6 protein-coding genes are annotated in these 4190 nt (G+C 48.5%); 3 read left to right on the top strand and 3 right to left on the bottom strand.

Going from position 1 to position 4190, the window contains the following annotated elements:
- The first annotated feature begins 271 nt into the window (after window positions 1-271).
- Window positions 272-823, top strand: a complete 552-nt coding sequence (locus IBX50_RS17800; RefSeq protein ID WP_292257664.1) for a hypothetical protein — start codon at window positions 272-274, stop codon at window positions 821-823.
- Between the two features lie 33 nt (window positions 824-856).
- Here IBX50_RS17800 and IBX50_RS20785 read toward each other — a convergent pair whose 3' ends face one another.
- Both IBX50_RS20785 and IBX50_RS17805 read right to left on the bottom strand, forming a co-directional pair.
- Window positions 857-1156, bottom strand: a complete 300-nt coding sequence (locus IBX50_RS20785; RefSeq protein WP_366930751.1) for a type II toxin-antitoxin system RelE/ParE family toxin — start codon at window positions 1154-1156, stop codon at window positions 857-859.
- Entirely contained in the window at window positions 1144-1380 is a 237-nt protein-coding gene (locus IBX50_RS17805; RefSeq protein WP_292257666.1) for a hypothetical protein, read from the bottom strand. Before IBX50_RS17805 ends, IBX50_RS20785 begins: the two co-directional genes overlap by 13 nt.
- A gap of 309 nt (window positions 1381-1689) precedes the next feature.
- Here IBX50_RS17805 and IBX50_RS17810 point away from each other — a divergent pair, with 309 nt between their 5' ends.
- A complete protein-coding gene (locus tag IBX50_RS17810) occupies window positions 1690-2121 on the top strand; it encodes a S24 family peptidase (protein WP_292257668.1) in 432 nt (143 codons plus the stop codon).
- A 216-nt stretch (window positions 2122-2337) separates the two neighbouring features.
- Entirely contained in the window at window positions 2338-2943 is a 606-nt protein-coding gene (locus IBX50_RS17815) for a TMEM165/GDT1 family protein (protein WP_292257670.1), read from the top strand.
- A gap of 3 nt (window positions 2944-2946) precedes the next feature.
- On the opposite strand, the gene IBX50_RS17820 is transcribed toward IBX50_RS17815, so the two are convergent.
- A complete protein-coding gene (locus tag IBX50_RS17820) occupies window positions 2947-4053 on the bottom strand; it encodes a homoserine O-acetyltransferase (RefSeq protein WP_292257672.1) in 1107 nt (368 codons plus the stop codon).
- Window positions 4054-4190 lie beyond the last annotated feature (137 nt).

Genomic DNA, 4190 nt, shown 5'->3' on the forward strand with positions numbered 1-4190 from the left:
GAAAAAGCAATTTAATTTTTAAAGAGCTGGCTCAAATGAGGTTGACATGTTCCGTTCCCACATCCTTCCCACCCAGAACCACAATTGGGTCTAGCTCCTGCGTTGACTCAATATATCTTGGCGCTAAATGTGCATATCTCATTGCCAGCAGTAGCTCCCTCTAATTTTTTATTCCACTGGTTCATAGTTGAGTCCTCCGCTAAAATTGATACATGTTAGTAGCTAAAAAATGGTTCCAGGGCGGAAGGCAAAAATCAGGGGGGCAAAGGAAATGGTAGAAGCTGAAAATGCACAGCAGATGTGGCTTGCTGTTGGGTTTTTATGGATCATAAGTATCATTGTTGCTTTTGTTATCTCAAGATTCATCAAGGTAAACAGGTTTGAAATAGTACACGGAACCGCAGATACTCAAGATGAAAAGCAATATGGCAAATCCGTAGATCCAGACAACCTGATGTACGATTTCCCTCCCGGGTACATGAAAGGGGTAACAACAGGCGAAAGCCCTGCAGAGATGAAGAAAAGGGAGCAAAGGGAAGGCTATATTAAACATGTAAATAAAGAGGCGGCTGAAAGCACGACAGAGGCCGAAGCAGAAAAACTTCTGTCTGGTGGTTATTGTGAAAACATAAGGGACGATGTGAGGGCGCAGGCAAGCATACTGGATGAGGTTGTAGGTAACGAAGATAACGAACAGATAAGAGAGAGGGTAACAATTACAATAGTTACGACTAAAGAGGCGCTGGCGAAGCTTGAACTGATCAAGGAGAGAACAGGAAAAAGCTACTCAAGAATAATAACTGAAAAGATAATTCACAGATAAGAAATCAAAAAAGCTCGCTGCTTATGTTAACTTTTAAATGCTAGGGTTACCTGATTGCTTTTGGTGGCGGATTGCCAGAATGACAATGCCAGTGGGAACCACCCTGTAGCGCATGACGTAACCAGATGACCCAAAAGGAACGATATATTCGCGGTACTCATCTGGAAGATCCCGCACTGGCCGACCAGCATGAGGATGATTCAGTAGAGTTTTGGAATGTGAGCGTATAGCCAGAACAGCCTTTTGTGCCGATGCAGGGTTTTGGCTATTTAAGAAGGAACGGATTTGTTTAAGCGAATCTGCAGCAGGTAACGTCCATGTCACACGTGGCATTCAGGAAGCTCCGCATCCTTGCCTTCAAGCAGCTGGTCTACCCAGGCATCAACTTCCTCACCAGTCAAATGCAGACCTGTTGCCTGATAGTGCTCCCAGGCAGCAACAGACTCAGCTAGAAACTCAAGACGATATTTTTCATCTTGAGAAACATCAGCTTCATCAGATGTTTTGAAAACTGGAACGGCCATGGTACACCTCAAGTTGAAATAGCGAAACGTCATTACCGGGCACTGCTTCGACCCATACGGGTTACGTAGTGTCATGTCCTAGAACATGTCCGCTGCACTATGTAGAGGAATTTAAGCATAGGATAACCTGTATAGCAAATGCAAGGAGCCGCTCCCGTCATAGTGTGGCAGAGGGGTTTTGTGGGTGGAGTGGATGCCGTAAGTGTTTGTTTTGAGTGGGTATAGGTCGGAGTGGGTATCACTGCAAGCGAATTAAAATCCCTCAACCAATATATCCTTCACTGGAACCCTGTTTTATATACAGTTATACTAACCCTGTATAAACCAACAGGATGCGGCAGCATGGATATTGATCAAACCTTTAGTGCGATACCTCGCAAGGGATTTCAGGCTCAGGCAGCCAGCCCTGTGGCCAGTGGTTTTCCAAGTCCATCTGCTGGGCTTGAAGGTTTGAGTCTGTCACTGGATCAACATTTGGTGGAACGCCCCTCTGCTACCTATTTCTGTCAGGTCAGTGGTGATGCAATGATCCTTGCCGGTATTCATGACGGGGATCTGCTGGTGGTTGATTCCTCCCTACCCCCTTTGCACGGCCGTGTTGTGGTGGCCGTCATTTTTGGTGAGCTGGTGGTGCGTCGTTTACATATCCAGTCAGCAGGCCGCTGGTTGCTGGCAGAAACATCTGATGCATCCATTAAACCCCTGGATATCACACGTTATGATCAGGATCAGTTATTCTGGGGTGTGGTCACTTGGGTCTTGCATCGTCCCTGATGGTCACCTAGAATGCCCAGCGTTTGGGGGAGTAGTTGCTCTGTTGTATCCCTGAATTTCTATCAGAGACGTGTGTCAACATAATTGATCCTCAATGATCATGGCACCCGTAGCCTTTATAAGGCCTGACGAGACCCGAACACAAAACACCAGCCGGGGCTGGCGGTGTATTGTGTTCGGTTCTTGTTATCACGGCCAGCCCCTGTTGGGGAATCCATGGATTTTTTTCAGAACCTGATACTGACCGCTGAAGCCAGCGGTGCGGGTGCTTTGCTGATTTCAACCTTGATTGTGACACTGGCCGAAATCGGGGATAAAACTCAGCTGCTGGCATTGGTGTTGATTGCCCGTTATCGACAGCCTTGGCCGATTATTTTCGGCATTCTTATTGCTACCTTGCTGAATCATGCACTGGCCGCCTGGCTGGGTGCTCTGGCGGCCAGCTGGTTATCCGGTGACTGGCTCCATTGGGTGCTGGGTATTTCTTTTATTCTGATGGGTTTCTGGGTGCTAATCCCGGATAAACTGGATGAAGAAGAAACCGGAAAGCACTGGTTGAAGCGTAACGCCTTTGTTGCCACGCTGGTGTTGTTTTTTCTGGCGGAGATGGGTGACAAGACACAGGTTGCCACCGTTGTGCTGGGTGCCCATTTTGACAGCCTTGTGGGTGTTGTACTGGGAACCACTCTCGGTATGCTGTTGGCCAATGTTCCAGTCATATTGGCGGGGCACCTGATGATTGATCGCCTGCCAATCAAAGCCATCCATGGCATCACAGCGGTGTTGTTTATTCTGATGGGGCTCTGGACGCTGTTTTATTGATATTCAGCGCTCAAGAAAGGCTTGCAAGGTGGCTGCCTGGGTCTGGATGGAATAAATACCATCCAGATGCCCCCAGCTGCCCTCAATCTCTGCATATTCACTCGACTTACCCAGCTGTTGCAGCAGTTGATGCGTTTGCCATGCCAGACCGGAGCGTAATAACAGATCACCTTTGGATGGCAGAAACAGACAACGAGCCTGAACCTGCTGCAGGCCTTCACTCAGTGTTTTGCCGTGCCCAGCCAGAAACAATTGGTTGGCTCGGATCAGATACAGTAGATGATTGGCATCAGCCAGACGGGCTTTTTCCAGACAATCCTGCATAAAACGTTGTGTAACTCGGTGCTGGCTGCGAATATCCTGTAAAGGTCCAGGTTCCAGAGGGTAATGAGTATAAAAAGTGCGGTTAATGATCTCCGGTGACATGGCCGACAAGCTAATTTGCATCACAGTTTGCTGCACACCAGCCAGTGGCGGCTCTCGATGGTAATAATCACCATCACACCAGTGAGGATCATTCAGAATGGGTAATGCCCACTGCTGTAACCCCAGACAGGTCCAGGCGTCAGCTTCACCCATACCAATCACTGAAACCATCCGCTCAACCTGATCCGGAAATGCTACGGCCCACTCCAGCGCTTGCAGGGAACCCATGGACGGCCCAACAACAGCATGAAGCCGGTTTATCCCAAGTGAGGCCAGCAGTGCACGCTGAACACCAACAAAATCACGAATGGTCACCACCGGGAAATCCAGCCCCCAGTGCCGCCCAGTTGCAGGGTTGATGCTGGCTGGCCCTGTGGTGATCACCAGCGGGTTAAACGGCTCTTGATTAACCAGTGTATCGCTGCTGATAACAAAGTAACGATTGGTGTCTATGGCCTTACCTGGGCCAATCAAGGCATCCCAGTAACCCGGCAACGGATCATCCTGCTGGTAACATCCCGCCGCATGGCTGTTGCCGGAAAAATAGTGGGTAATCAGAATGGCATTATCCTTGTTTGCATTCAGCTCACCCCAGCTTTCCCAGCCGATATTCACTTCGGGCAGTTCGCAGCCATTAAAAGTGGTAAAGCCCTGCAATTTAAAGTGTTTTTTATCAACAAGCATCCGGTATCCTTGGTGTCAGGTGTTTTGCTAGGCAGCTCAAACAGCGCTAAGATGACTGGTATATTTACTTTGAGGAGAGACAAGGTGGCAAATGGCGTAAAGCATATTATTGCAGTGGCTTCAGGTAAAGGTGGTGT

Source organism: Marinospirillum sp., from assembly GCF_014859565.1.

Bases quoted from the DNA above. Each gene is read 5' to 3' on its own strand.
- IBX50_RS17800 (WP_292257664.1), top strand. From the start codon at position 272: ATGGTAGAAGCTGAAAATGCACAGCAGATGTGGCTTGCTGTTGGGTTT.
- IBX50_RS20785 (WP_366930751.1), bottom strand. From the start codon at position 1,156: ATGCCACGTGTGACATGGACGTTACCTGCTGCAGATTCGCTTAAACAA.
- IBX50_RS17805 (WP_292257666.1), bottom strand. From the start codon at position 1,380: ATGACGTTTCGCTATTTCAACTTGAGGTGTACCATGGCCGTTCCAGTT.
- IBX50_RS17810 (WP_292257668.1), top strand. From the start codon at position 1,690: ATGGATATTGATCAAACCTTTAGTGCGATACCTCGCAAGGGATTTCAG.
- IBX50_RS17815 (WP_292257670.1), top strand. From the start codon at position 2,338: ATGGATTTTTTTCAGAACCTGATACTGACCGCTGAAGCCAGCGGTGCG.
- IBX50_RS17820 (WP_292257672.1), bottom strand. From the start codon at position 4,053: ATGCTTGTTGATAAAAAACACTTTAAATTGCAGGGCTTTACCACTTTT.